Annotated in this window: 19 protein-coding genes, 2 tRNA genes and 1 pseudogene; 9 read left to right on the top strand and 13 right to left on the bottom strand. The window is 66.0% G+C overall.

Annotated elements, in window-relative coordinates; all coding sequences use genetic code 11:
- Positions 1-78: 78 nt before the first annotated feature.
- A complete protein-coding gene (locus AC1DKN_RS14685; protein WP_476871685.1) occupies positions 79-651 on the bottom strand; it encodes a single-stranded DNA-binding protein in 573 nt (190 codons plus the stop codon).
- 245 nt (positions 652-896) lie between these two features.
- Here AC1DKN_RS14685 and AC1DKN_RS14680 point away from each other — a divergent pair.
- A tRNA-Arg gene (locus tag AC1DKN_RS14680) sits at positions 897-969 on the top strand.
- Positions 970-1045: 76 nt separating this feature from the next.
- Here AC1DKN_RS14680 and AC1DKN_RS14675 read toward each other — a convergent pair.
- Positions 1046-2062 (bottom strand): magnesium and cobalt transport protein CorA, encoded by a 1017-nt coding sequence (locus tag AC1DKN_RS14675; protein ID WP_243177208.1) that lies wholly within the window; start codon positions 2060-2062, stop codon positions 1046-1048.
- 317 nt (positions 2063-2379) lie between these two features.
- Between AC1DKN_RS14675 and AC1DKN_RS14670 the strand changes: the two genes are divergently transcribed.
- Both AC1DKN_RS14670 and AC1DKN_RS14665 read left to right on the top strand, forming a co-directional pair.
- Complete coding sequence (locus AC1DKN_RS14670) at positions 2380-2889, top strand: LapA family protein (protein ID WP_476849002.1); 510 nt, start codon at positions 2380-2382, stop codon at positions 2887-2889.
- A gap of 31 nt (positions 2890-2920) precedes the next feature.
- Positions 2921-3568 (top strand): GNAT family N-acetyltransferase, encoded by a 648-nt coding sequence (locus tag AC1DKN_RS14665; RefSeq protein WP_476871684.1) that lies wholly within the window; start codon positions 2921-2923, stop codon positions 3566-3568.
- Here AC1DKN_RS14665 and map read toward each other — a convergent pair.
- Entirely contained in the window at positions 3565-4332 is a 768-nt protein-coding gene (map, locus tag AC1DKN_RS14660) for a type I methionyl aminopeptidase (RefSeq protein ID WP_476856927.1), read from the bottom strand. The genes AC1DKN_RS14665 and map overlap by 4 nt on opposite strands.
- A gap of 78 nt (positions 4333-4410) precedes the next feature.
- Here map and AC1DKN_RS14655 point away from each other — a divergent pair, with 78 nt between their 5' ends.
- Positions 4411-5094, top strand: coding sequence for a DNA alkylation repair protein (locus AC1DKN_RS14655; RefSeq protein WP_476871683.1), 684 nt, complete (start codon positions 4411-4413; stop codon positions 5092-5094).
- Between the two features lie 12 nt (positions 5095-5106).
- Here the strand turns inward: AC1DKN_RS14655 and mptB are convergent, their stop codons facing one another.
- Complete coding sequence (gene mptB / locus AC1DKN_RS14650; protein ID WP_476848998.1) at positions 5107-6732, bottom strand: polyprenol phosphomannose-dependent alpha 1,6 mannosyltransferase MptB; 1626 nt, start codon at positions 6730-6732, stop codon at positions 5107-5109.
- Between the two features lie 168 nt (positions 6733-6900).
- On the opposite strand from mptB, the gene orn reads away from it, so the two are divergent.
- The 4 genes from orn to def all read left to right on the top strand — a co-directional run bounded on the left by orn (position 6901) and on the right by def (position 9668).
- Positions 6901-7533: an oligoribonuclease gene (gene orn / locus AC1DKN_RS14645; RefSeq protein WP_476871682.1), complete on the top strand. Its 633-nt coding sequence runs from the start codon at positions 6901-6903 to the stop codon at positions 7531-7533.
- 201 nt (positions 7534-7734) lie between these two features.
- Positions 7735-7807: transfer RNA gene (locus AC1DKN_RS14640), tRNA-His, on the top strand.
- A 93-nt stretch (positions 7808-7900) separates the two neighbouring features.
- Positions 7901-9055, top strand: coding sequence for an acyl-CoA dehydrogenase family protein (locus AC1DKN_RS14635; protein ID WP_476848996.1), 1155 nt, complete (start codon positions 7901-7903; stop codon positions 9053-9055).
- A gap of 40 nt (positions 9056-9095) precedes the next feature.
- The gene (def, locus tag AC1DKN_RS14630; protein ID WP_476848995.1) at positions 9096-9668 is read left to right on the top strand and encodes a peptide deformylase; all 573 of its coding nucleotides are present in this window, start codon (positions 9096-9098) and stop codon (positions 9666-9668) included.
- Positions 9669-9830: 162 nt separating this feature from the next.
- Here def and AC1DKN_RS14625 read toward each other — a convergent pair whose 3' ends face one another.
- The 9 genes from AC1DKN_RS14625 to AC1DKN_RS14585 all read right to left on the bottom strand — a co-directional run bounded on the left by AC1DKN_RS14625 (position 9831) and on the right by AC1DKN_RS14585 (position 20705).
- The gene (locus AC1DKN_RS14625) at positions 9831-10532 is read right to left on the bottom strand and encodes an alpha/beta fold hydrolase (RefSeq protein ID WP_476848994.1); all 702 of its coding nucleotides are present in this window, start codon (positions 10530-10532) and stop codon (positions 9831-9833) included.
- A 9-nt stretch (positions 10533-10541) separates the two neighbouring features.
- Positions 10542-11000 carry a DUF1579 family protein gene (locus tag AC1DKN_RS14620; RefSeq protein WP_476871681.1) on the bottom strand — a complete coding sequence of 153 codons (459 nt, stop codon included), beginning with the start codon at positions 10998-11000 and terminating at the stop codon, positions 10542-10544.
- Positions 11001-11030: 30 nt separating this feature from the next.
- Entirely contained in the window at positions 11031-11903 is an 873-nt protein-coding gene (ppk2, locus tag AC1DKN_RS14615) for a polyphosphate kinase 2 (protein WP_476871680.1), read from the bottom strand.
- Positions 11904-12012: 109 nt separating this feature from the next.
- Positions 12013-12810, bottom strand: coding sequence for an HNH endonuclease family protein (locus tag AC1DKN_RS14610; RefSeq protein ID WP_476871679.1), 798 nt, complete (start codon positions 12808-12810; stop codon positions 12013-12015).
- Between the two features lie 109 nt (positions 12811-12919).
- On the bottom strand, positions 12920-13129 hold the full coding sequence (locus AC1DKN_RS14605) for a hypothetical protein (RefSeq protein WP_018773403.1): 210 nt from the start codon (positions 13127-13129) through the stop codon (positions 12920-12922).
- Positions 13130-13217: 88 nt separating this feature from the next.
- Positions 13218-14708, bottom strand: a complete 1491-nt coding sequence (locus tag AC1DKN_RS14600; RefSeq protein WP_476871678.1) for a glyceraldehyde-3-phosphate dehydrogenase — start codon at positions 14706-14708, stop codon at positions 13218-13220.
- A 229-nt stretch (positions 14709-14937) separates the two neighbouring features.
- Positions 14938-16578: a GMC family oxidoreductase gene (locus AC1DKN_RS14595; protein ID WP_476871723.1), complete on the bottom strand. Its 1641-nt coding sequence runs from the start codon at positions 16576-16578 to the stop codon at positions 14938-14940.
- A gap of 1407 nt (positions 16579-17985) precedes the next feature.
- Positions 17986-18918 (bottom strand): DUF6492 family protein, encoded by a 933-nt coding sequence (locus AC1DKN_RS14590; protein ID WP_476871677.1) that lies wholly within the window; start codon positions 18916-18918, stop codon positions 17986-17988.
- Positions 18919-19649: 731 nt separating this feature from the next.
- Positions 19650-20705 (bottom strand): tyrosine-type recombinase/integrase, encoded by a 1056-nt coding sequence (locus tag AC1DKN_RS14585; RefSeq protein ID WP_476871676.1) that lies wholly within the window; start codon positions 20703-20705, stop codon positions 19650-19652.
- Positions 20706-20907: 202 nt separating this feature from the next.
- Here AC1DKN_RS14585 and AC1DKN_RS14580 point away from each other — a divergent pair.
- Positions 20908-21079, top strand: a pseudogene (locus AC1DKN_RS14580) (IS110 family RNA-guided transposase); the annotation flags it as partial.

The following is a 21079-nucleotide window of genomic DNA, read 5'->3' as shown; positions in this document are numbered from 1 at the left end:
GCCACGCGGCAGTGCCGCGTTCCGGCGTGCCGGTGCCCAGTCCCGGCGTCCACGGCGCTGCCCGCCGGTCTAGGGGATTCAGGCTGCGACCCCTTTCAGTTCTCCGGTTTCCTGGTCCACCTCCTCCTCCTCACCGCTCTCGTCATGGATGAAGGTCCCGTGGTCGTGGTGGTCGGCACCGTGGTCGCCGTCCCCGTCGTCGTCCCCTGGCTGGCTCTGCGGTCCGCCTCCGTCGCCGTCACCGCTACCGGGCGCGTCTGGGGAACCGGATCCGGCGGCCGCCTGGCTTCCGGCTGCGGCTGAGCGGGTGAAGTTGGCAGAGCCCCACATGAGGTCGTGGCCAACTGACTCCGCGTCAATTTCGGCGACGTGGTAGACCCTGCCGTCCTTCTCCCAGCTCCGCATCTTCAGCCTGCCAACCACGATGACCCGCTGGCCCTTCTTGATGCTGCAGCCAATGTTGCCGGCCAGCTGCCGGTATCCCTGGACGGTGAACCAGTTGGTGTTGCCATCCACCCAGGTGCTGGAGCCGCGGTCGTACCGGCGCTCGGTGGCGCCGAACCGGAAGGACGCCGTGGCCACGCCACCGGGTGTGGTCGAGCTTCTGATCTCCGAGGCGACGAAGCCACGGACCGTAATGTTGTCGCTCATTCTCATGTCCTGTCTCGAATTGTCGTGCCCTGCCGGGCAGTTCCAGCATCCCGCCGTGGACCGTGGCCGGGGAGGACCCGGCTGTGCCATGTGGATAACCGGCTGCCGGCAACGGTGTGGGGACCGTGTTGGGGAGAAGTCAGGGCCGGCAGGGCCAGCCAACCGGACGGCGTTGACCTCCACCGGCCGTCCGGCACTGTAAACTTTTTGAGGCGTCACCGGCAGCAGCCGGTGGGCGCCAGCGCGCCCCAGTAGCTCAGGGGATAGAGCAGCGGCCTTCTAATCCGCCGGTCGGGGGTTCGATTCCCTCCTGGGGCACAAGAGAGCGGCTCTGACCTGCGACAACGCAAGGTCAGGGCCGCTTCCTACGCCAACTCCGATTTCAACCAGAACATCAGATCCACTTGTTGTGTTTGAACGTCAGGAACAGGATCCCGCCCATGCCGAGCATGAGCGCGAGTGCCATCGGATAGCCGAAGATCCAGTCGAGCTCGGGCATGTCGCGGAAGTTCATGCCGTAAATCGACGCGATCAACGTCGGCGCAAACAGGATGGCAGCCCACGACGAGATCCGCTTGACCTGCTCGTTCTGGGCGAAGCTCGACTCCGTCAGGAGCCGCATTTCGTCGTTCTGCCGCTGGGCAACCAGGGCCGCGTTGACGGCCAGGGCGTTCTGCAGCAACGCCCGGAAGGCAGACACCCGCTCCCCCAGCCTGATGGCGTGGTCCAGGACGTCGCGGAAATGATCCTGCAGTTCGGGGTCCGGCACGCCGTCCGGTCCGCCGCCCATGAGGCTCTGCAGGATTCCGGCCAGCGGGGCCGTGGCACGCTGGAACGTGATGACCTGGCGGGAGAGTTCATAGATCCTGCGCGATACGCCGGGGTCGGCAGCGAACAGGTCGTCTTCGATTTCATCGATATCGTTTTCCAGCCCTGCCGCCACCGGCTCGTACTCGTCCACCACCTGGTCCAGGATCGCGTACAACACCGCATCCGGTCCGAGCGCCAGGAACTCCGGCTCGGACTCCATCCGCCGGCGCACCCGGGCCAGGTCGGGAGACTCCGCCCGGCGGACGGTCACCACAAAGTCCGGGCCGGAGAACACATGGATCTCGCCGAACTCGACCTTCTCCACATCGTCCAGGTACCGCGCGGGCCGCAGCACCAGGAACAGCGTCTCGCCATAGTGTTCCAGCTTGGCCCGCTGGTGGCCGGCGAGCGCGTCCTCCACGGCCAGGTGGCTCAGGTCAAATTCCTCGGCCACGGAGCGCAACTCCTGGGCTTCGGGCCGGTAGAGCCCGATCCAGGCCATGCCCTGGCGCTGCCGCAGCAGAAAGTACGTCTCCTCGAGCCCTTCCGGGTCGGCGGTCCGGTGACCGTCCACATAGACGGCGTTGTCAATAATCGTCACGGCCGCGCCTCCTCTTCAAGGCATTCGCTTTGCTGTGACGTTATACCCTCCCCGGGCCGGTGCCAACAGTCCGCACTGCCCCGAGGGCGCCGCTGGTTTTCCGGGAACATTCCCCGGAAAGACTGCCGGGAAGAACGACGCCGACGGCCGCCGCCAGGGCTCCAAAGCACAGATGCTGGCTTGGGGCAGATCGCCCGAACCGTGCACACCGTCTGCCCTGAGCCCCGCCAGCCCTCAGCACGCTTAGTATTGAGTGGACTGGCAGGCCGGCAGGGATAGCCTGTGCGCCCTGCCCGCAATCGAAAGGTACGGCCGCCATGACCGAGACACCCCGCAGATTCGACCCCACCAATCCAGACGACGCCTCCACCTCCCAGTACGCGGGGTCCGCTGACGCCACGCCCGGGCCCTCGTCCGCCGAGCAAGGCCTCAGCACGGACGTGGCCGCGACCGGCACCGATGTGGCCGCCACGACGGCGGGGCGCGCCGAAACCTCCCGCCCCGAGGAACCCACGGCTCAGGCTCCCGCGCCGGCGCCCGCTCCGGACACGCGCCAGGTCACCCGTGCGGGAATGGTTTGGGCCGCGGTTGCCTGCGCGCTCGTGGTGCTGATCCTGCTGATCGCTTTCATCCTGCAGAATCAGGAATACGTGCAGGTGAAGTTCTTTGGCCTCGAAGGCTCGGTCCCGCTGGGCATCGCCTTGTTCATCGCGGCCGTCGGCGGCGGCGTTCTGGTCGCCATCGCCGGAGCCGCCCGCATCATCCAGCTCCGGCTCGCCGCGCACCGCGTCCGCCGCCAGGCCAGCCCGGGCACGCGCACGCGCTGACGCGGAAACCGCCAGGCGCTACCCTCTTTCCATGCGCGACGCAGAACCCCGGGCCCAGGCAGCCATCACCACCGCCGCGGCGGACTGGCCCGACGTCGAGCGTCTCTTTGGCGTCCGCGGCGAGCCCTCACGATGCTGGTGCCGGTTCTTTGCCTTGACCGGCCCGCAGTGGTCCGCGTCCACCCCGGAGGAGCGGAAGAACCAGTTGCGGGACAAGTTCGACGGCGGCCAGCCGGCGCCCGGGGTCCTGGCCTTCCGCGACGGGAATCCGGTGGGCTGGTGCGCCGTCGAGCCCCGCGGGTGCTACCCAAGGATCCTGCGCTCGAAGGTGCTGGCGTCGGCCCCTGACGCCGCCCGGGATCCCGGCGTGGACCATGTGTGGTCCGTCAGTTGCTTTGTCGTCTCCCCCGGCCACCGACGGACCGGCGTGGCGGGGGCGTTGCTTGCCGCCGCCGTCGAACACGCCGCCGCGCACGGCGCCACGGTGGTGGAGGGTTATCCGGTCGACCCCGCGCAACGGCCCAAGGCCGGCCCGGCAGACCTCTACCACGGCACGCTGGGACTCTTTTTGGCGGCTGGCTTCACAGTAGTCAGCGGCGAAGTGGTCAGCGGCGCGGTGCCGGGACGCGCCGTCGTCCGCCTGATGGTGCCCCGGCCCGGCAGGGACCGCGGGCGCTAGGGCAGGGTCAGGATCACCGGCCCGTCGGCGGTGATGGCAACGGTGTGTTCGCTGTGCGCGGCGCGGCGGCCGTTCGCTGAGCGGAGGGTCCATTCGTCGTCGTCATGGTAGTAGTCGTCCTTGCGGCCGAGAATCAGCATTGGCTCGATGGCGATGACCAGGCCCTCGGTCAATTTGATGCCGCGACCGGGACGCCCGTCGTTGGGCACGTGCGGCTCGGCGTGCATGGTCCGGCCGATCCCGTGGCCGCCGTGGTCGGCGAGCAGCCCGTAGCCTGCCCGGCGCGCTGCCCCGCCGATCGCGTAGGCGAGATCCCCCATCTTGTTCCCGATCCTTGCCGCTTCGATCCCCCTGGCCAGGGCGGCGTCCGTGGCGTCGATGAGGGCCTGGTCCACCGGGTCCACGGTCCCCACGATGAAGCTGACTGCCGCATCGCCGCACCACCCGGCCAGGAACGCGCCGCAATCCACGCTCAGGAGGTCCCCGTCCTGGAGCCGGTACTCGTTGGGGATGCCATGCACGACGGCGTCGTTGACGGACGTGCAGATGACCCCCGGGAACGGCACTGACGCCCACCGCGGCCGGTAGTTCAGGAACGCCGGCGTGGCTCCCGCATCGGCGATTGACGCTGCGGCGACATCGTCCAGTTCCTTGAGCGAAACGCCGACGGCGGCCGCGTCGCGGACCCGGGCGAGGGTGGTGGCGACCACCCGGCCGGCCTCGCGCATCAGTGCGATCTCTTCGGGACTCTTGATCATGGACATGGCTTTCCCTTCCGACGCGGAGCCGCGGCTTGCTGGCTTCAACTCTAAAGCCCGCCGCGGCGTGTCTACAGTGGCCTCATGACCACCGCGGAACTCATTGACGCGATCCGCGGCAGCCTCCAGGCTGCTGCCGATCCTGGCCGCGCCGCGGGGGCACAGGCCTACATGAAATCGCAGATGCCATCCCTGGGCGTGCGGGTTCCCGAGGTTCGCAGCATTGTCAGGGCCGCGGCCGCGGACCACCCGCCGGGCAGCCTGGCGGAACTGCAGTCCGCGGTGCTTGTGCTGTGGCGCAACGCCGGCCACCGTGAGGAACGCTACGCCGCGATCGAGCTCACGGGTCTCAAGCCCGCAGCCGGGGAACTGAGCATGCTGGCCCTCTATGAGGAAATCATCCGCACCGGAGCCTGGTGGGACCTGGTGGACGGGGTGGCCCACCGGCTGGGCGCCCTGTTGCAGGCCCACCGGGCAGAACTGACGCCGGTGCTCGAACGCTGGAGCCGGGACGAGGACTTCTGGGTCCGGCGGGCCGCGATCACCGCACAGCTGGGGGCGAAGGACGCCACGGACACGGAGCTCCTGGCCGCTGTGATCGAGGCCAACCTCGAGGACCGGGAGTTCTTCATCCGCAAGGCGATCGGGTGGCCGCTGCGCCAGTACGCCAGGACGGATCCGGCCCGGGTGAAAGCGTTCGTGCGGCGGCATGCGGACCAGCTCAGTCCGCTCTCGCGCAAGGAAGCGCTCAGAAATCTGGCGGCTTAGCCAGAATCAGCGCTAGATGATCGGCCGCGTCGTGACCGGCTCGTCCGACTTGGTGAACAGCAGCTTGGTCTTCGGGTCAAGGAAGATCAGGTACAGCGCGAACAGCAACGCAATGATCGCCGCGGCGTTGCGGGCCAGCGCCAGGGCCAGGCCCAGATCCGCGGTCTGCAGGTACGGGAAGACGTCGAGCTGGTCCGAGATCGCGTACACCATGAAGAAGGACACGATGAAGTAGAGCGCCTTGACCTGCCAGTCGTCGCGGATGCCCGTGACGGCGAAGAGTGGGATGAGCCAGACGATGTACCAGGACTGGATCATCGGGGACAGCAGCACGACGGCGGCGAACGCTAGGGTGAGCCGGCGCATCAGGCGGTCGTAGTCGCCGCGGAAGATCTGCCAGGCGACGATGCCGACGGCGAGCAGCTTGCCGGCGTCGAACGCCCACTTGGCCAGTCCCCAGCCGTCGAGCCCGAAGGCGTTGGAGATGGAGGCCACGATCAGGCCCACCAGGCCAACAGGCGCGTACCAGATCCAGATGCTGCCCGGGGCGGACAACCCGTTGATCCAGCCGAAGCCGAAGCCATTGACCCGGCTCATGAGATACAGCAAGGCCAGGCTGATGCCGGCCGTGAGGGCCCAGAAGACGAACTTGCGCGGCCAGCTGGCGCCCTTGCCCGCCCAGAGCAGGCCGATGAACGGCAGGAAGACCACCGTGATGGGCTTGACCGAGATGGAGAGCGTGACCAGCACGATGCCGAGGATGACCCGGCGCGTGGCGCAGTAATAAAGGCCGGCCAGGGCCAGGCCGATCATGAGGGCATCGTTGTGGACGCTGGCGATGAAGTTGGTGAGGAACAGCGGGTTGGCCGCCGTCAGCCACAGGGCCCGGTTCGGGTTCACTCCGTGCAGTTCGGCCAGTTTGGGCACGTAGATCACGCAGAGGACCACGCCCACCAGGGCCGCGATCCGGAACAGCATGATGCTGCCTTCAGGGTGCACGTTGGTGGCCCAGACCACGAACTGTTCGATCCACAGGAACAGTTGCCCGTAGGGGACGGGGGCTTCGGTCCACATTCTGTCGGCGCCCAGCTGGAAGTAGTTGGACAGCGCCGAAATGCCGTTTTCGTAGGGGTTGAAGCCCTCCACCATGAGCCGGCCCTGGCCGATGTACGCGTAGACGTCGCGGCTGAACAGCGGCACAGAGAACATCAGCGGCAGCCCCCACGCCGCCGTCGCCTGGAGCGTGGCCTTGCGGGCGCCGGCCCCCCAGACCCGGACGCGCTGGCCGAGCCGGAGCCAGGCGCGGACCAGCAGCATGCCGCCGAAGGCCAGCAGGACAATGCAGAGGGCGACGCCCAGGGCCTCGGTGCGCATAAAGATGAACAGCGGGACGCGGCGGAGTTCGGACGCGGGGGCAAGCCAGCCGACGCCGATCGAACCGATCGTCATGAACAGCGAGCCCAGGAACCCGGCAAGGATCGGGGACCGCGGGTTGTCGACGTCGCCGACGGCCCCTTCCCCCTCAGTGGAGGCCGCAGCCGGGGTGAGCGCGGTCCGGCCGGACGCGGAGGGGCGGGACGTGGACGGGCGGGACGTACCGGCAGCCGTTTCCCCCGCCGCAGGCACAGGCGCCGTCATGTCAGGATCGTCCAATCTGTTGTGGGCCACAATTCCGCCCACAGCCGGCCGCAGTGTCCGGCCCGGGGCGCCGCGTCGAAGAAATCAGTGCCGAAATAATTCGGCGGCCGCGTATTCGAAATCCTAGCACCGGACGGCTCTGTGGCGTCGGAACGGTAGGCTGGGCGGGTGCCTATTACTAACGAACGCATCGTCTGGATCGACTGCGAAATGACCGGCCTGGACACCAAGAATGACGCCCTTATCGAGGTGGCCGCGCTGGTGACCGATTCGGAGCTCAACATCCTGGGGGACGGCGTCGACGTCGTGATCAAGCCCGACGACGCCGCGCTGGCCCAGATGAACGACTTTGTCCGGGACATGCACACACGCTCCGGCCTGCTGGCGGAGCTTCCGCACGGCAAGACGATGGTCGAAGCGCAGGCAGCGGTGCTCGCCTACATCAAGAAATGGGTGCCGGATCCCCGGAAGGCCCCGCTCGGCGGCAACTCGGTGGGCACCGACCGCGTGTTCCTTGTCCGCGATATGCCCGACGTGGTGGAGCACCTGCACTACCGGGTCATCGATGTGAGCACCATCAAGGAACTCTCCCGCCGCTGGTTTGCCCGGGCCTACTTCCAGTCCCCGGCCAAGCTGGGCGGCCACCGGGCGCTCGGCGACATCAAGGACTCCATCGACGAACTCCGGTATTACCGCGAGGCCGTGTTTGTCCCCGCGCCGGGCCCGGACAGTGCCACGGCGCAGCGGATCGCCAAACGCGTCATGGGCGGCGAACCAGCCGAGCCCACCCCGGCGGAGTAGCGGCCGCACACCTACCCTCCGCGCAGCGGGGCCGGTGAAACGTCGCCGGGGACGTGGCGCGGAAAAGTAATCTGCGCCACGTTTCGCGGAAATTTCGGCGAAAATCGCAAAAGTGGCAAAACCACCCCCAAACAGCAGGTAAGCTATTTGTCGTTGCCTTTCCAGCCAGCCGGTTCGCCGGAGGGCCTGATATGGCACATGGTGGGCGTAGCTCAGTTGGCAGAGCGCCTGGTTGTGGTCCAGGAGGTCGCGGGTTCAACCCCCGTCGCTCACCCTCATGAAGGACGGCAGTGATTGTCCGACCTTTTCCAAAGGCCGCACCGGTTATCCGGTGCGGCCTTTGTTGTCTGTATGGGAAGGAATCGCAGTGAAGCGCAAGCTGTTTGAAGAAGACCACGAGATGTTCCGTGAGATGGCCGCCGAGTTCAACGCGCGCGCGGTCGCTCCCCACTACACCCAGTGGGACGAGGACCACATGATGCCCCGGGAACTGTGGTCCGCTGCCGGCGAGCAGGGCCTGCTGGGCCTGGCCGTGCCGGAAGAGTTCGGCGGCATGGGGATGTCCGACTACCGCTTCCGGACAGTGCTGGACGAAGAATTCGCCAAGAGCAACCACCTCGCGGTCGGCCTGGCGTTCCACCTGCACGATGACATGGTCCTCCCCCACCTGCTGGCCTACGGCTCCGATGACCTCAAGGCCCGCTGGCTCCCGGGCATGGTCTCGGGCGAAAAGGTCACCTCGGTCGCCTGGACCGAACCGGGGGCCGGCTCCGACCTGCGCGGCATCCGCACCAAGGCGGTCCGCGACGGCGACGACTGGCTGATCACTGGCCAGAAAACGTTTATCGGCAACGGCATCTCCGGCGACGCCTCCCTGGTCCTGGCTCGCACCGACGGCGGTACCGGACGCGGAAACCGCGACTCGTTCTCGCTTTTCATGGTCCAGAAGGGCGAGGGCTACAACACCGGCAAACAGCTGGACAAGATGGGCCTCAAGGCCTCCGACACGGCCGAGCTGTTCTTCGACAACGTCCGCGTCCCGCACGCGGACCTCGTCGGCGAGGAGGGCAAGGGCCTGCAGTACGCGGCCGAACAGCTCCCCCAGGGCCGGCTGGCGATCGCCGTGGCCAGCTCCGCCGTCGTGCGCGCCACCTACGAGGCGACTGTCCGCTACACGAAGGACCGCAACGCTTTCGGCGAGCGGATCATCGATTTCCAGAACAGCCGCTTCGAACTCGCCGACATCCTCACGGAGGTCGAGGTCACCGAAGCGTATGTGGACCAGGCCATCCTGGCGTTCAACGCCGGAGAGCTCGACGCCGCAGGCGCCGCCCGTGCCAAACTGTGGGCGTCCGAGCGCGCCAAGTCCGTCACGGACCGCTGCCTGCAGCTGCACGGCGGGTACGGCTACATCATGGAATACCCGGTGGCCCAGGCCTACCTCGCCGCCCGGCTGCTGACGATCTTCGGCGGCACCAACGAAATCATGCGCGACGTCGTCGGCCGCACCATCGCCGGCTGAGACGCCGCGACTCCACCTGCACCCGAGGAATATTCCTGATATGACCGTCCTGCCCATCACGATCTGGGGCGAGCCCGTGCTGCACCGCCGGGCCGCGGAAGTCGAAGTCTTCGACGACGAGCTCCGCAGCCTGATAGCCGACATGTTCGAGACCAACGACGCCGCGAACGGCGTCGGGCTGGCGGCCCCCCAGGTGGGGGTCGGCAAGCGGCTCTTCGTGTACAAGTACGACAACGACGACGGCGCCGCGCCCACCGGCGTCGTGGTCAACCCTGTCCTGACACTTTCCAAGATCTCCGGCGCCCTGCCGGACCCCGACGAGGAAGAGGAAGGCTGCCTGTCCTTCCCCGGCGGCCAGTATCCGCTCAAGCGGGCGGAATGGGCGAGGGTCCAGGGCTTCGACGGTGACGGGAAGCCGGTGGAATTCGAGGCGACCGGCTGGTTCGCCCGGGTCATCCAGCACGAGTACGACCACCTCGATGGCAAGCTCTACGTCAACCGGCTCATTGACCGCTATGCCCGCCGGGCCATGAAGCAGGCCAAGCGCAGCGGCTGGGGCGTTCCCGGCCTGACCTGGATGCCGGGAGTGGACCCGGACCCGTTCGGCCACTGACGGCCGCGGCTGGGCGCTGCTGCACGCGGATTTCCCCACGTTTGACGCCGATGCGCAGGAAATCGCCGGCGGTTTGGGCGCACGCGCCGGCGGCGGGTCCCAAAGGTGGGGAATTTCGGCGGGATTTCCCCAGTTCAGCAGTGACCCGGCCAGCCGGTTCCTTTAGGTGCGGTCGACGGCGGCCAGAATGGCGGCGCCGAGCTCGGCCGGCCTGGTGAACTGCGGCCAGTGTCCGGTAGGCAGGTCCACATAGTCGACCTGGCGGATCCGTCCGAGCTCCGCCACGAACGGGTGGCCGCCGGCAACCATTTCCGTCAGCATCGAGGACGGGAATTCGCAGGCGATGATGGTGACCGGAACCTCGAAGCGGCGTTCATCCGAGAGCTGCTGCCGGTCCTGGGCCACGCCGCGGGGCTGCGGGATGGCACGGGCACGGAACATGGCGCGCAGCTCGTCGGTCAGGTCGGTGAGGTCCTGGTCCTCGAAGAGCTCCCACGGCGGCAGCGGCACCTCGTCGCCGTCGGCCGGGAGTTCGTCATTGATGACCCCGCCCTCCCCCAGCGGACCGCTGTCCACGTAGACAGCCCGGGCCACCCGGTCCGGGCGGGCGTCAACGGCGCCGTGGATGATGGCCCCGCCGCCGGAGTGGCCCACCAGGACCACCGGCGCGTCGAAGGAATCGATCTTCGCCACGACGGCGTCGATGTGGGTGCGCAGGCCGATCCCGGCGCGCGGCGCATCCGCCGACTCCAGGCCCGGCAGGGTCAACGGATGGACCTTGTGCCCGGCCGCGGTCAGCGGCGGGGTGACGTCCGCCCACGACGAGGCGTCCAACCAGAATCCGGGTACGAGGATGATGTCCATGCCGGTACCCTACCGGTCGAGTACCAGCTCCACCACCTGGTAGGGGTCCTCGCCCGGGACCAGGTTGTGCATGGTGATGCGTCCGCCCGAGCCGTCCGCCGGGTGCAGGTGGATCTGCCAGCCCCAGTCCGGGCCGGTCGGCGCCGCATAGGAGCCGTTGAGCCGGAGGACACCGTCGCCGCCCACAGTGCCGGAGAACTGCATCAGCGCCTTGCCCGTGTGCCAGGAGTCCAGCCACACAGCGGTGGCGGGATCCGCGCCGGACGCGCCGCCGGCCAGGATCAGGAGGCCTTCCTGCGGGCTCTCACCGTCTGACCAGGTGTAGGCGACACTCGCGAAGTGTGCGGCGGTCACCGTCACCGTGGCGGTGGCCGCCGAAGCCTTGTAGTCGTCCGTGGGCATGAGCCGCAAGCGGTTTTGTCCCTGCCAGGCGCCAAGGAACGGTGTCAGGTATTTCACAATGTCCATGCTGCAGTCTACTGAGCCAATCGATCCTGCTCAGTCCTTGGCCGGCTTTTCGAGGCTCGCCGCGAAGTCCGGGACGTAGCGGAACAGTTCCCGCGGGGGGCGCGTGTAGTTGACGGCCTTCGGCCGCTCCGGCAAGGTCACCTGTTCTGTCCGTACTTCGGTGTAGTCGATGCTGGAGAGCAGGTGGGCGATGAGGTTGATCCTTGCCCGGCGTTTGTCTTCGGCTTCCACCACGTACCAGGGAGACTCCGCGGTGTCTGTCTGTACGAACATGTCGTCTTTGGCCCTTGAGTAGTCTTCCCAGCGCAGGATTGCCTCCCGGTCCATCGGCGAGAGCTTCCATTGCCGCATGGGATCATCCATCCGGGATTTGAACCGCCGCTCCTGTTCCCCATGGCTGATCGAAAACCAGTACTTGAAGAAGAGGATGCCGTCCTGGATGAGGAGCCGTTCAAAAACCGGGCACTGGGCCATGAAGCGTTTGTGCTCCGCCGGGGTGCAAAAGCCCATCACGTGTTCGACGCCGGCGCGGTTGTACCAGGAGCGGTCCATCAGGACGATTTCCCCGGCGGCCGGCAGATGCGCCACATAGCGCTGGAAGTACCATTCACCGCGTTCGCGCTCAGTCGGCGCCGGCAATGCGACTATCCGGGCAAACCGCGGATTCAGGTACTCGGTGACCCGCTTGATCGCACTCCCCTTGCCGGCTGCATCCCGCCCCTCGAAGATAACGAGGACCCGCGCCCCGGTGCTCCGGACCCACTCCTGGAGGGCAACCAGTTCCGCCTGGAGCCGCAGAAGTTCGGCCTCGTAGATTCCGGCATCGAGCCGGGCCGGCCGCCGTGCGGAGCCCTTCTTGCGGCCGGCGTGCCCCTTGCCTGATTTGTCCGTGCGATGTGCCATGGTTTCCGTTCCAGCATTTGGGGCGCGGGGTTTGTCCCGCCGCGCCCATTCTCGCCGTGCATCAGAACGGCTGCAAGGGTCCTCCAGCCCGGAATCCGGGACGGGCGCGTCAGCGCGCCACGATCGTCTGTTGCCCTGGGCAAGAGGCCAGGATCCGTTTCATCGCCTCCTTTTCTGCCGCAGTAACCCACAGCCGGTAGGCCGCCTTAACCGAAATTTGGCGGGCGACGTAGTGGCAGCGGAAAGCCTTGTTTGGCGGCAGCCAGGTGGCGGCGTCGGAGGCACTCTTGTCCTGGTTGGCGGGACCGTCGACGGCGATCAGGTTGAGCGGATCGTTGGCCAGGTGTTCACGCTGCTGCGAGGTGAGCTGCTGGGCGCCCTTTTGCCACGCGTCCCCCAGCGCCACGACGTGGTCGATCTGCACCGCAGCACTGGTTTCGGCGCCGCGCCGGAACACGATCATGCGGCCGGTGTACGGTTCCTGGAACGTGCCGCCGGCCACCTGGCAGCGGGAGCCACTGACGAATTCGGCGGCCGCCAGGTCGCGGCGGAGGATGTCGTTGCGCGTATCGCAGCCGTTGCGGTCGACGTCGAGCCACGCCTGGCCGAAGGCGCCCCGGTCATAGTTGTTCTTCGCCGACCGTCCCTTGACCGCGAGGGTGTCGAGCACGCCGGCAGCGCTTCCCTGCGGCACGGCCCGGACGGCGTCCACCGCGTTCATCCACCCTCGGGCAATGACGGGGGCCTCGCGGGGGCCGGCGATTTGCGGCTCCGCGGCGGCAAACTGGCCAGCCGTGAAGAACCAGACCAGACCGCCCAGGACGGCCAGGCAGGCCGCGGCCAGGAGAAGCCAGGCCTGGCGGGAGTGGCGGCGGGCGCGGCGGAAATCCATCCAGGTGACGGTCATGTGGGCGGCCGCTCGCGGCGTTTTGACTGCACGCCCTGAGCCTATGCGGACGCCATGCCACTCGGGCGGTTGTCTACAGTGTTGGGGACCGGTGGCGGAACGCGGGGGCCTATTGCTCCCGCGTGACCCGTTTCAGGTCTTCGTTGGCCAGATCCAGCAGGCCCTGGAGCTGGGTCACCCGGTCGTCGTTGACTTCACCGGACTGGCGTTTGACGAGGGCGTCGTCCAGCAGCCGCTTCGCTTCTTTCGCGTTGCTCCGCGCGACGTCCAGCGCGTGTTCCAGGGTGGTCTCGTGTTCAACAGCCGGGTTCGGTTCCATGGCTCCATTGTGGTTCCCTTTCCCGGCCGATTCCAGTGCATCGGCCGGGAAAGGAGGAACATGTCCCGGTCAGGGACATTCGCCCTGACTAGACCTCGACGGGCAGCCCTGCGGCCTCGAGGATGGACGCAGCGTCCTTGGCGGGGAAGGACGGCGGGTTGACCCCGGCCATTTCCTCCATGACGCGGACCACCTGGCAGCTGTAGCCGAACTCGTTGTCGTACCAGACGTACAGGACGAGGTTCTTCTCGTTGGAGATGGTGGCCAGGCCGTCGACGATGCCTGCCCGGCGTGAGCCGACGAAGTCCGTGGAGACAACCTCGGGCGAATCGATGTAATCGATCTGCTTGCGCAGCTCGGAGTGCAGCGACATTTCCCGCAGGTAGTCGTTGACCTCGTCCTTGGTGGTGCCGTTCTCCAGGTTCAGGTTCAGGATGGCCAGCGAGACGTCCGGGGTGGGGACGCGGATGGAGCTGCCCGTGAGCTTGCCGAGCAGTTCCGGCAGGGCCTTGGCCACGGCCTTGGCGGCACCGGTCTCGGTGATCACCATGTTCAGCGCGGCAGAGCGTCCACGGCGGTCGCCCTTGTGGAAGTTGTCGATCAGGTTCTGGTCGTTCGTGAAGGAGTGGACCGTCTCCACGTGGCCGTGCACCACGCCGTAGCGGTCGTTGATCGCCTTAAGCACAGGGGTGATGGCGTTCGTGGTGCAGGACGCCGCCGAGACGATCGTGTCCGAGTCGTCGATGGTGCCGTGGTTGATGCCGTGCACGATGTTCTTCAACTCGCCCTTGCCCGGTGCGGTGAGGAGAACGCGGGCAACACCCTTGCTCAACAGGTGCTGGGACAGGCCCTCGGCGTCGCGCCAGCGGCCCGTGTTGTCCACGACGAGCGCGTCCTGGATGCCGTAGGCAGTGTAGTCCACCGTGGAGGGGTTGTCCGAGTAGATGACCTGGATCTGGACGCCGTTGGCCGTGATGGTGTCGTTTTCGAGGTCAACCTTGATGGTGCCTTCGAAGGAGCCGTGGACGGAGTCGCGGCGCAGCAGGCTCGCGCGCTTGGCAAGGTCGTTGTCGGAACCGCGGCGGACCACGATGGCACGCAGGCGCAGGCCGTGGCCGCCGCCTGCCTTTTCGATCAGGAGCCGGGCCAGGAGCCGGCCGATGCGGCCGAAGCCATAGAGGACGACGTCGGTGCTGGTGCGGTCGTCGCCGCCGCGCTTGCCGACAACCTCGGCGAGTTCGGCGCGGAGGAACTCATCCAGGCTGGCGCCGTCGCCCTCGGCGCGGTATTTCTCGGTGAGGCGGGCAATGTCGATCGCCGCGGCGCCGAGGTCCAGCTTGGTCAGGGCCTCCAGCAGCGGGGCCGTCTCCTCGAGGCGCAGTTCTTCCTTGCTCATCCGGCGGGCGAAGCGGTGGGCCTTGAGGATATTCATGGTGGACTTGTTGATCAGGCTGCGTCCGTGGATGGAGGTCACCACGTTGTTCTCGCGGTACAGCCGGCCGATCACGGGGATCATCGCCTCGGCGAGTGCCTCACGGCCCATCCACGTATCAAGACAAGAATCTGACGTCTGGCTCACAGAACTACCTTCCTAGAATCCACCCCCTACGTCCTCGTAGGGGGAAGTCGGCCGCCGGAGGGTGTCCGGTACCGGGCACCGGCGGGGATTCGGTCCACCCCGGGCGCCTCATCGAGCGCAAAGAAAAACCGCCGGCTGCGAACGCAGACCCGGCGGCAGAACTTCTACGTTCACCATCAATTCTACGGGCGGCCAGCCAGGGTGGGGTGCCTGTTGCGCGTGAATTGACTCACACACTGTCCGGGGCCACGTCGAAGTCGGCAAAACCATCCGCGCCGGGCGTCAGCCCCGATGCGTCCTCAAGGATCATGTCGACGGCCTTTTCCGCGATCATGATGGTGGGTGCCTGGGTGTTGGCACTGACCAGCCGGGGCATGATCGAGGAGTCAACGACCCGCAATCCCTCCAGCCCGTGGACCTTCAGCCGCGGGGAGACAACGGAATCATCGGTGGTACCCATGGCGCAAGTGCCGACCGGGTGGTACGAGGTCCGCCCGTAGGAGCGCACGAAATTCACGTACTGGTCGCGGGTTGCCACCCGGGAGCCGTCGCCGATGTGCTCCTTCTGTATGAACGCCGCCATCGATGACTGCTCCATGATCTGCCGGCTCTGCTGCACCCCGGCGATCGTCATCTCCAGATCGTAGTCATCCGCCAGGAAATTCGGATCGATGAGCGGTGTCATTGTGGGATCCGAGGACGCGACGCGAACTGTCCCCCGGCTGCGGGGGCGCAGGAAGTACGAGTTGAGCGTCGCCCCGAATCCGGGCCGCAGCGACGCGATGCCCGGCTCCGACCGCGCCGCGGGCAGGAAGTGGAACTGCAGGTCCGGGGTCTTCTCATCTGTGTTGGCGTAGCTGAAGCCACCGGCCTCGACGAGGTTGGACGCGAACGGTCCCGAGCGGAAGGCCAGATACTCGAGGCCCGCCAGTACTGTCGCCGGGCGCACCCGATTGAACCGGTCCAGGCTGTGGTCATCGGTGAGTTCGTAGATGATGTCCAGGTCGAGGTGGTCCTGCAGGTTCTTCCCGACCCCGGGCAGGGCGTGGACCACGTCGATGCCGGCGGCAGCAAGGTCTGCCGGGTCGCCGATGCCTGAAAGCTGCAGCAACTTGGGCGAGCCAAACGCGCCGCTGGCGATCAGCACCTCGCGCCGGGCACCGTAGGTTCGCGCGACTCCGCCTTCAATCGCCTGGATGCCGACGGCGCGGCCATTCTTGATGACCACCTTGGAGACGGTCACGTTGACGCGGACAGTGAGATTGGGCCGCCTGCGCGCGGGTTTCAGATAGGCGACGGCTGCGCTGCACCGGCGCCCATTCCTGGTGGTGGTCTGGTAGAAGCCAACGCCGAGCTGCTTCGCCCCATTAAAATCGCTGTTGTAGGGCAGCCCGAACTCCTGGCCCGCCTGAACGAATGCCGCCGAGAGCGTGTGCGGACGCCGGAGGTCAGAGACGCCGAGCGGCCCTGTGGTTCCATGGTGGGGTCCTGAGAGCCTGGTGTTTGACTCCGATCGAATGAAATACTTGGACACCTCGGCAGCGGACCAGCCCTCACATCCATAGTCCCCGGCCCACCCGTCGTAGTCCCCAGCCACGCCCCGGGTGAAGACCTGGGAGTTGATAGACCCGCCGCCGCCAAGCCCGCGGCCTTGAGGGAGCGGGATGCTCCGGCCGTTGCTGTGCTTTTGCGGAACACTGCTATACGCCCACTGGTACGGCCCTCCCTTCAATCTCGGGAAGCCCGCGGGCATATGGATGAAGGGATGGCGGTCGGACCTGCCCGCCTCGAGCAGAAGCACACGGACTGAGGGGTCTTCACTCAATCTGCCAGCCAGAACGCTGCCGCCGGTACCACCCCCGGCGATCACATAGTCGTACTCAGCATCGTCCGGCACTATGACTCCTCAACCATCGCCGAAGCTACCGCTCCTTGAAGCGTTGATTGAAGTGTGTTAGTTCCGCGGCCATGATGTCAAGCATCCGGGGCTGGCGTGCACAGCCGCCGGTAGGCGGCACACGGCGGAACGGACGGGGCGGCTGGCCTTAAGTGGATGGGTTAATCGAGTCGCCGGGTTCTGGCTGATTCGTCTCCATCATCGGGATGGGGCAAGGTCAGGGGCAAATGAGGGACATCGAGCCTCACGAGACCATCCGTGAGGGCCGCGGCCCGGGTGTCGTCGTCCGGCCACAGGGGGGTAGGTCTTGGGTGTCTCGGTGGCGTCCTTGTGCCCCTGCCGGTGGGCCACAGCCCCAGGGGGACATGCCCTGGCGATCAGCTGCGAGGCGTGATCGTGCCGCAGCTCGTGCCAGTCCGTGCCGGCGCCCGGGACGATGTCGCGGATGTGCCGCCACGGCTCCCCCGCTCTGTGCCTGGTGATCGCCCGGCCGGCCGAATGGAAAATGAAGCCCCCGACACCCTGCGGCCCTTCCCGAAGGTTCTGAGCATCTGCGGGGAGTGGTCCCCGATATGGATGCGCCTGCGGCTGGCCTTCGTTTTGGGCGGACCCGATGAGGGATCGCTCGAGTTGTTCTCGATCAGCTGCCGGTCCGTGCTGAACATGGCGTTATTGAGGTCTACCCCGTCCCAGGTCCGGCCGCGCAGTTCGGAGGACAGTTCCGTTGCGGCGCAGAACACCACCATCGCACGGTACGGCCGCCAAACCTCCAGTGCCAGCCGTTGCACGGTGTCAGTGCGGAAGCGGAAGACCGCCTCAGCCGCAGCGAAGCAGGCAGCCAAATGTGTGCGCCTTGAACCCGGCGCCTGGGTTTGGGATTCCACCGCCGGCACTTACTACGCCATCCCTACCTTCCGGGGAGCTTGTCGTCCGGGCGACGCCGCAATCTCTATCCGCAGCAACACCCGTCCTCAACTTGGTAACGAACCAACTCATTGCCGATCCCACACTGACCCTATTTACCGGCTCCGATCTTGACTTCACCGTTGACAAATCCGCCGGGCGTTTCGCGTGGCTACGCAGGCGTCCGCGACGTCACCGGGCTGATGACCGGTGTCGCCTCGGGAACCGTGACCGTGAGCGGTGATGGCTCGACCGCTAGGTGCACGTTAGAAGACGTGAAGCTTGCTGCCATGTCGCAGACACTCGCCGCAACTACGCCGACGAACATGGCCAGTTCCACTTTGCCACCGGTGTTATGGCGACGTCCGTGTCCCACGTCAACACCCTCAGCTCCCATTGCGCGAAGTTCGCGCGTTTGTGCGTTCCCCTAGCCGTGGCCAGCCATTAGCGACACGCGGATACTGCGACAAGGCACAGTCACGGCGTCGACATGGGGCTATCGGTCTCCATGAACCAGGCCGCGTTCTCGTCGGCGGCCAAGAGTTCGGTGTTCCAAAGTTTCACGATGTTGTCCCGTTGCTCATTATTCAACTGGGGAAGACGCCGGCGATGAAGTCCGAACATCGCGACCTTGTTAGATCTTGCCGAGTTGACTAGCTTCATCACGTCTTTGTGCTCCCGGGGCCACTTGGTGAAGAGCGTGGCTGCCATTTTGGCGCTGTGCTCGTACAAGCTCTCCTGGCCGGTGGTGACGAGATAGGCACAGTAGAGGAAGAACTCGGTGGTCCCGGACAGCTCCTTCTCAAAGAGATCTTCAAGAGACCTGCCGGCGTATATGGTCTCCAGCTCTGACATTAGTCCCCGCACGAGTCCGGCATCCATGAGGTAGGGGGTAATGGTGGGCATCGCGGAGTCCGCGAATTCGCCGGCCCGGTCCTCTGCAGCGAATGCGCCGAACGATTTCTTGATGTGGGAGTGGTAGTTCTGGGGCGCAGCTCGACGGAAAGTCTTGATTGCCGTTTCGGTAAAGAAGTCCCGGACCAGCGTTCGGTGTACGAAGTGGTTTTTTGCATCCAGTACCAAGTAATAGCGGGCGGCCAAATGGTTCGCCACTACGAGCTTGAGGAGTTGCTGCCCCCGCCACCCTAGGGGGTCGTGGCCGGGCAGCAAGGTAGAAGCATTGACGTAGTCGATTTTCGCCGCCAGCCCGGGCGCGATGCGGGATTCAGTGCTGGTTTTCAGGAAGCCCTCCAGCCGGGCGTTGTCCTGTCCGTTCAGCACAACGATGTATCGGCCGATACTTGAGTGGTCCAGGAGCCGGTCCACCGAGAGGATCTGGAGGACCGTAAGTCGGATGTCTCCCTCGAAAGTGATGGTCACGAGGTCAACGTCTTGGGAGTCTCTGGGCATGGCCCAAGATTAGCAGCGTCCCTTGAGGACGATAAATGAAGCCCTGCCCTGTTCCTTAACGTCTACGTCGCCACCGAGCGCTGGAACCCCTCCCGCATTCCTCGCGTCTTGGGATGACGACGGGGACCACGCGCATTCGGCCTGGATCCCGGCCGGCAACGTCTGTCGCGTCTCCGATTCCGAATGGGAGATAGAGGACTGCCCGCGGTGCCCGGAGCAGCTCCGGGCCATTCGTTGTGGCAACGGCTGCCCGGGTTCGTGACTGCATAGGCTCCAGAATGCCGCCGAAAAAGGGCGAGTCAGCCCCATGATTTCAAGACCATGGGTCCGAATCTGGGGCGTCAACATCGCCAGTGCCAACCGGCACCCTGTGCGTATGATGCTGAACGGCTCCCCCAAGGGGCTCGTGGGCCCCGACCTGACACGACAATAGGCATGCGGCCTTTGAATTTCCCTGCAGCGGACTCGCGGGGCTATGGGCCCTGCGTTACGTTGGTAGGAACCCCAGGAGTCCGATTCCTGATCCTATAGAGCAGCGCCTCCACGTCTTCCGCAGAGAACATCATTCCTACTCGCATGTACGTGCCATACTGCAGGGCCAGCCAACGGACGGTGGACCCCGGAGAATAGCCGAAAGTCCCCGAGCTCACGCGGGAATCAGGCCAAGTGGATGGATGGGTTGACCGATACGCCGGGTTCTGCCCAAATCAGCGCCCACGCTGAGGTGTGGGCTAGGTCAGGGGCAAATCAGGGGCATCCAAACGCACCAGACCATCCGTAAGGGCCGCCGCCTTCGTGTCATCGTCAGGCCACAGGTGGGCATAGGTCTTGAGGGTCTCGGTGGCATCCTTTTGCCCCAGACGGTGAGCCACGGCCACAGGGGACATGCCACCGGCGATCAGCTGCGAGGCGTGATAGTGCCGCAGCTCGTGCCAGCCCGTCCCGGCCCCAGGGACGATGTCACGGATGTGCCGCCACGCCTCCCCCGCCGTGTGCCTGGTGACGGCCCTGCCGGCCGAGTGGAAGATGATGCCACCGACGCCTTGCGGCCCTTCCCGCAAGTTTTTGAGGATCTGCATGGAGTGATCGCCGATGTGGACGCGCCGGCGGCTGGCCTTCGTCTTGGGCGGCCCCCAGGAGGGATCGCTCGAGTTGTTCCCGATCAGCTGCCGGTCGATGCTGATCATTGCGTTGTCGAAGTCGACCCTGTCCCATGTGAGGCCGCGCAGCTCGGAGGACCGTAACCCGGTGGCGGCGCAGAACACCACCATCGGACGGTACGGTTTCCAGATCTCCTTTGCGAGCCGCTGCACCGTCTCCGTCTTGAGAGGGATCACCGCCTCATCCTCGATCGTTGGCAAACGTATCGACAGGCATGGGCTCTTCTGCAGGTTGCCGTCCAACACTGCAGCCTTGAACATGGCGGCCAGGTAGCCGTAAGTGACCTTGACCGTGGACGGGGCCAAGGACTCCGCCCACTCCCCCACCGCGGCCTGCACGTCCTCCCGGTGCACGGCGTCCAACGTCATGTGCCCGAGGCTGGGGATGATGTAGAGCTTTAGCTTGGCCGCCACCTGCTCCTTCGATGACGCCCGGTGATGCAGCTGGGCGCCCTGCCACTTCTCCGCGTAATCCGAGAGCAGGACCTTCTTCCGCAGACGCACATACGTGCCACGGTTTATCGACGACACCTGTTCGGCGAGGAAGTCCTCGGCCGCGGCCCTAGTGGCGAAGCTCTGCCGCTGCTTCGTGCCGGCTGGCGGCGTCCACTCTGCACGCCACCGCAAACCCTTCCCATATAAGGGAGTGCGCGTCTTGTCCTTCCGGATCCATCTATCTTCGACCCTGGCCATTAGTTCAGCCTTCCCGCTAGACGATATGAGGTAGCCGGGTTTTGGGGCTGGAACCTCCTTTTCAAAGCGGTACGTGGGTTGCCTGCCAGACTTGGCGGACAGGTAGAGCCACATTTGAAATTGGGAGGTTCCAGCTATGTTCGAGCGTACAAGCGTCGGCCTGGATGTCCATGCCCGTTCTGTCGCCGGATGCGCCCTGGACGCGCAGACCGGCGAGATCATTCCGCACCGGATGACTCCGGATTATGCCGAGATTCTTGCCTGGATCGTCTCTCTTCCAGCCCCGGTGCGGGTGGTCTACGAGGCCG

The sequence above is a fragment of the Arthrobacter sp. 01N444 genome, from assembly GCF_056399305.1.
Note: the sequence above shows the minus strand (reverse complement) of the source record. Positions and strands in the feature narration are given on the sequence as shown.